Source organism: Citreimonas sp., assembly GCF_042096055.1.
Taxonomy (GTDB): domain Bacteria; phylum Pseudomonadota; class Alphaproteobacteria; order Rhodobacterales; family Rhodobacteraceae; genus Citreimonas.
Map to the genome: position 1 here is coordinate 1 of NZ_JBELMH010000131.1, position 5,370 is coordinate 5,370.

Annotated in this window: 7 protein-coding genes and 1 pseudogene; 4 read left to right on the top strand and 4 right to left on the bottom strand. The window is 70.3% G+C overall.

Features of this window, described 5'->3' with window-relative positions; all coding sequences use genetic code 11:
• Positions 1-294, top strand: a pseudogene (locus ACFDTC_RS17260) (DNA polymerase III subunit epsilon); the annotation flags it as partial.
• 16 nt (positions 295-310) lie between these two features.
• Here ACFDTC_RS17260 and secB read toward each other — a convergent pair.
• On the bottom strand, positions 311-832 hold the full coding sequence (gene secB / locus ACFDTC_RS17265; protein WP_375260116.1) for a protein-export chaperone SecB: 522 nt from the start codon (positions 830-832) through the stop codon (positions 311-313).
• A 94-nt stretch (positions 833-926) separates the two neighbouring features.
• A complete protein-coding gene (locus tag ACFDTC_RS17270; RefSeq protein ID WP_375260117.1) occupies positions 927-1,433 on the bottom strand; it encodes an FxsA family protein in 507 nt (168 codons plus the stop codon).
• A gap of 102 nt (positions 1,434-1,535) precedes the next feature.
• Here ACFDTC_RS17270 and ACFDTC_RS17275 point away from each other — a divergent pair, with 102 nt between their 5' ends.
• The 3 genes from ACFDTC_RS17275 to ACFDTC_RS17285 are packed head-to-tail and all read left to right on the top strand — an operon-like array spanning position 1,536 to position 3,831.
• Complete coding sequence (locus ACFDTC_RS17275) at positions 1,536-2,201, top strand: Tim44/TimA family putative adaptor protein (protein WP_375260118.1); 666 nt, start codon at positions 1,536-1,538, stop codon at positions 2,199-2,201.
• Positions 2,202-2,239: 38 nt separating this feature from the next.
• Positions 2,240-3,241: a murein transglycosylase A gene (locus ACFDTC_RS17280; protein ID WP_375260119.1), complete on the top strand. Its 1,002-nt coding sequence runs from the start codon at positions 2,240-2,242 to the stop codon at positions 3,239-3,241.
• Positions 3,238-3,831, top strand: coding sequence for a Smr/MutS family protein (locus ACFDTC_RS17285; protein WP_375260120.1), 594 nt, complete (start codon positions 3,238-3,240; stop codon positions 3,829-3,831). Before ACFDTC_RS17280 ends, ACFDTC_RS17285 begins: the two co-directional genes overlap by 4 nt.
• On the opposite strand, the gene bchO is transcribed toward ACFDTC_RS17285, so the two are convergent.
• Positions 3,815-4,693 (bottom strand): alpha/beta fold hydrolase BchO, encoded by an 879-nt coding sequence (bchO, locus tag ACFDTC_RS17290; RefSeq protein WP_375260121.1) that lies wholly within the window; start codon positions 4,691-4,693, stop codon positions 3,815-3,817. The two genes, ACFDTC_RS17285 and bchO, sit on opposite strands and share 17 nt — an antisense overlap.
• On the bottom strand, positions 4,693-5,370 hold a 678-nt coding region (locus ACFDTC_RS17295; RefSeq protein WP_375260122.1), incomplete at its 5' end, for a VWA domain-containing protein. The genes ACFDTC_RS17295 and bchO, both read right to left, overlap by 1 nt.

Consider the following 5,370-nt stretch of genomic DNA (forward strand, 5'->3'; position numbering starts at 1 on the left):
CTGGACGCGCTGTGCCGCCGCTTCGGCATCGACAACGCCGCGCGCACGCTGCACGGCGCGCTGCTCGACTCGGAAATCTTGGCCGAGGTGTATCTCGAGCTGATCGGCGGCAAGCAGCCCGATTTCGGCCTTGCCTCGCCCGGCCAGCGTGCGGCACAGGCCGATACCGGTTCGGACTGGCGCCCGCGCCCCCGGCCGGAACCGCTGGCGCCGCGCCTGTCGGAAACGGAAAAGGCGGCTCACGCCGCCTTTGTCGAGAAGCTCGGGGAAAACGCGCTCTGGCACCAGGCCTGAGCGCGCAGCGCTTGGGTCACTGGACCGGCGTCTCGCCCTGCTCGGTCTGCTTCGCTGCCTGCCGGCGCTGGATCTCTGCACGGTAGAGCGCGAGGAAATCGATCGTCTCGAGGTTCAGCGGCGGGAAGCCGCCGTCGCGCGACATGTCCGACACGATCCGGCGCGCGAACGGGAACAGCATGCGCGGGCACTCGATCAGCAAGAACGGGTGCAGCTGATCCTCGGGCACGTTCTCGATGTTGAAGACGCCGACGTAGTCGAGCTCGAGCAGGAACAGCTGCGCGCCGTTCGACTTCGACTTGCTGTCGACCTTCAGCTTCAGCACGACCTCGTACTGGTTCTCGACCGACCGCTTCTTGGCGTCGAGGTTGACCTGCACCTGTACGTCGGGCTGCACGTCGCCGCCGGCACCCTTCTGCGACAGGATGTTCTCGAAGGACAGGTCGCGCACGAACTGCGCGAGCACGTTCATCTTCGGCGCTTGTTGCGCTTGCTGGGGCTGTTGCGGCTGCGTTGCGCCGTTGTCGCTCTCTGCCATGGGGTGTCTCCGCTGTGTCAAGGTCGGACGAGGGCATAGCAGCGCGGCAGCCCGGCCTCAATGCTTGGCGTGGCCGGGCGCCGCGCGGGTCGCGTCAGTGACGGGTCCAGCCGGATCCGGGATGGTTCGGCGACTTGTCGCGCGGCACTTCCGAATATTCGCCCTCGATCACGGTGTCGCGCGGGCGGCGGCCCGGGCCGTGCGGGTCGCGGTACGGCCCGTCCTGCGGCCCCGGCCCCATCGAGAAGCGCTGAACCTTCACGCGTTTCTTCGCCCACAGGAACACCGCGTGCCGCACCGGCGGGGCCAGCAGCGCGAAGCCGACCGCGTCGGTGAAAAAGCCCGGCGTCAGCAGCAGCGCGCCCGAGATCAGGATCATCGCCGCGTCGGCCAGCGGCTCGGACGGGTTGTCCAGCCGCTCGAAGCTCGACCGCAGTCGCCCGATCGCCATCCGCCCCTGCGCGCGCACCAGCCAGGTACCGGCGATGGCGGTCAGGATGACGATGGCCAGCGTCGGCCACAGGCCGATCAGACCGCCGACCTGGATGAACAGTGCGATCTCGATCAGCGGGACCAGCAGAAAGGCGAGAAACAGCCACATGGGCGCGACCTCCGGACGTGGGTTCAGGTGGACTTGGCCGCCTGCCGTGCCTACATAGGAAACCAGCCGCGAAATTTCCATGCACACCCACACGAGGTGCCGATGAATTCCTCCCTTCTGCAGCTTCTGGTCCTGGCCGGAATCGCCGTCTTTCTCGTGCTGCGCCTGCGCAGCGTGCTGGGGTCGCGCGACGGCTACGAGAAGCCAGCGGTGCCCGGCAGCAGCGCGCGCGACCGCGCCGCGAACCGCCCCGACTTCGAGGTGATCGAGGGAGGCCCCGATCACGATATCGTTGATCACGTCCCCGAGGGATCGCCCGCAGCTCGCGCCCTGGCCGAGATGAAGCGCGTCGAGCCGTCCTTCGGCGTCGGCGACTTCCTCGGCGGTGCCCGCGGCGCTTACGAGATGATCCTGATGGGGTTCGAGCGCGGCAACGTGGACGAGCTGATCCCCTTCCTCGCGCCGGACGTCTACGAGACATTCGCCGACGTGGTGCAGCAGCGCCAGGAACAGGGCCTGACCATCGAGGCCGAGTTCGTCGGCGTGCGAGAGACCGCGCTGCACGACGCGACCTTCGACCAGGAAACCCGCCGCGCCGAGATCACCGTGCGATTCATCGGCGAGCTGACCTCGGTCGTGAAGGATTCCGAGGGCACGGTCATCGAGGGCTCGGCCACCGCGATCAAGCGGCAGAAGGACATCTGGACCTTCGCCCGCGTGATGGGCAGCGACGATCCGAACTGGCAGCTCGTCGCCACGGACGAATGATTGGCAGGCTTGCGGCGGCCCTTCTCGCGGTTTCCGCGATGACCGGTTCCGCGCAAGCCGCCGAGGGGCCCAGCTACGCGATCCTCGATTTCGAAGATCTCGCCGGCTGGGCCGAAGACGATCACCAGGCCGCCTTCGACGTCTTCCGCAGCACCTGCGGCGATCTGGATGATCCCGACTGGCGCGCGCTTTGCGCCATCGCCGACGACGCCGGCGATGCGCGGCAGTTCTTCGAGCTGTTCTTTCGCCCCGTGATGATCTCCGACGGTGCGGATCCTCTCTTCACCGGGTATTTCGAACCCGAACTCGACGGCTCGCTGACCCGCACGCCGCGCTTCACCCATCCGCTCTACGCCATGCCGCCCGAGGCGCTCGAGACCCGCCCGTGGCTGACCCGACGGCAGATCCTAACCACTGGCGCGCTGGCCGGGCGCGGGCTGGAGATCGCCTGGGTCGACGATCCGGTCGAGGCGTTCTTCCTTCAGGTGCAGGGTTCGGGCCGCGTCCGCCTGCCCGACGGCCGGTCGATTCGCGTCGGCTATGCCGGTGCCAACGGCCATCCCTACAGCTCGATCGGTCAGGAACTGGTGCGGCGCGGAGTCTACGAGGCGCACCAGGTCTCGGCCGAGGTCATCCGCAACTGGGTTCGCCGCAACCCCGACGAAGGGCGCGAGCTGCTGTTCCACAACGACAGCTACGTCTTCTTTCGCGAGGTCAGCGAGGTGCCCGCGGACAAGGGTCCGCTGGGCGCGATGAACCGGTCGATCACGCCGCTGCGGTCCATCGCGGTCGATCCGGCCTTCGTGCCGCTGGGCGCCCCCGTCTGGATCGAGAAGGCGGGCGACGAGCCGATGCGCCGCCTGATGGTCGCGCAGGACACCGGTTCGGCCATCAAGGGGGCGCAACGCGCCGACATCTATTTCGGCACCGGCGATGCGGCCGGACAGCGCGCCGGACGCGTCAAGGACGCCGGCCGCATGGTCGTGCTTCTTCCGATCCAGCGCGCCTACGCGCTGCTGCCGCAGGATCACCCGGCATGAGCCGGCGGCGCCTGCGCCCCGACGAGTTGGAACTGTGGCAGCAGATCGCGCGCAGCACCGACCCGCTGCACAAGCGCGGCCGCCATTGGTCGGACCCGCCGCAGAAGCAGGCCCGCGCCGAACCACAGGCCAAGCCCGATCCGGCGCCCGTCCAGCCCTTCACGCTGGGCCAGGCGGCGCCGGCCAGGCACGCCACCCAGCCTATGCCGCAGCCGACCGGCAAGTGGCTCGAGGCGCAGCCGAAGCGCATGGATTCCAAGGCCTATACCCGCCTCAAGCGCGGCAAGCTCGCCCCCGAGGCGCGGATCGACCTGCACGGCCTGACGCTGGACGAGGCGCATCCGCGGCTCATATCCTTCATCCTGCGCGGACAGTCGCGCGGCCTCCGGCTGGTGCTGGTCATCACCGGCAAGGGTCGGCGCGAGGACCCGTACGAGCCCATGCCCGACCGGCGCGGCGTGCTGAAACGGCAGGTTCCGCTATGGCTCCGCCAGGCGCCGGTGGCGCAGGCGGTGCTGCAGATCGCGCCCGCGCATATCCGCCACGGCGGCGAAGGCGCCTATTACGTCTATCTCAAGAAGCGCCGCTGAGCCCACATTCGCCGCGGTGAAGCCAGTCCAGCACGCGCGCGGCCACCGCGCCCGGATCCTCCTCGTGCAGCAGGTGGCCGCGGCCGTCGATGCTCTCGACCACGGCATCGGGCATCCGGTCCGCAGCCTGCACGGCTGTCACCGGCGGCACCATACGGTCGCCCGACCCGGTCAGGAACAGCGTGGGCGCCGCGATCCGCGGCAGGTCGGCCAGCAACCCGTCCAGCTTCCACTGCGCCATCATCAGCAGCGCGCCGTCCACATGCACGCGGTCGCGGAACAGCCGGGCATAGAGGTTCGCCTGCTCCGTGGAAATCTGAGACCCGGTGCCGCGCAGCAGGCTCAGCACGCGGGACGGATCACGCATCTGGCGCGCCGCCGCCCCGGTCAGGCCCGGCATCATCGCCAGTGCGCGCGCCGCCATCGGGAACAGCGTGCGCGCGATGCCGTCGAACGGTTTCAGCGCCGGGTTGATGCCGACCACCCGCGCGCCCTGCCCCATCCTGTCCACCACGCGCAGCGCCACCGCCGCGCCGGCCGAATGGCCGACGATCAGCGCCGGCGCGATCCCCTCGGCCCGGCACAGCGCGGCCACGTCGTCCGCGACGCAGTCCAGAGAGGACCGCATCCGGTTGCCCAGCCGCGTAAAGCCGTGCCCGGGCAGGTCGATCGCCATAACGCGCGCCGAACCGGTCAGCAGCGGATAGATGTAGCGCCAACTATGCGTCGAGGCGCCCGTGCCGTGCAGCAGAAGGATGTCCGGCCCCTGCCCGGCCTGCTGCACGTGCCACGCGTGCGGTCGCACGCGCACGATTCGCGAATGCTCGGCCAGCGGCCAGCGCTCGGCCTCGGGCGACTGCATCAGCGTTTCAGCGCGTCACCGACGGCGCGCGACAGGCTGTGGGCGTCGGCGCGCGGCAACGGCACGTAGGCAGCGCCCATCGTCGCCGCCAGCGTCGCGAGGTCGCGCGTCGGCCGGTTGCCGGTGTCGACCACCGCGGCCGCGATCCCGCGCGCGCGGATGGCAGCAGCCATGGCCTGCGCGTCCTCGGCCGCGGCGGCGCGCCCCGTCCGGCCGGGCAGCGGTACGTTGGCCCGCCCGTCGGTCAGCAGCGCCAGCGACGGCGACAGCCCCTGCCCTGCGGCGCGCGCGGCCAGTTCCATCGCGGCGCGCAACCCGGCGGCCAGCGGCGTGCCACCGCCGCCCGGCAGCGCCGCCAGCTTGCGCTTGGTCTGGACCAGGCTGCGGGTCGGCTGCAGCACCACCTCGGCCCCCTCGCCGCGGAACGCGACCAGCGCCACGTGGTCGCGCCGGGCATAGGCCTCGGCTAGCATAAGCTCGACCGCGCCCTTCGCCTCGGCCAGCCGCGCCATCGCGGCCGAGCCCGAGGCGTCGACCGCGAACACGATCAGCCGGTCGGAATGATCCTGATAGCGGCGGATGTGGATGTCCGACGGATGGATGATCAGCCCCGGCACGTCGGGCCGCGCGCGGCGGCGCAACGGCTGCCACGGCGCCGCAGCCCGCAGCGTGGCGAT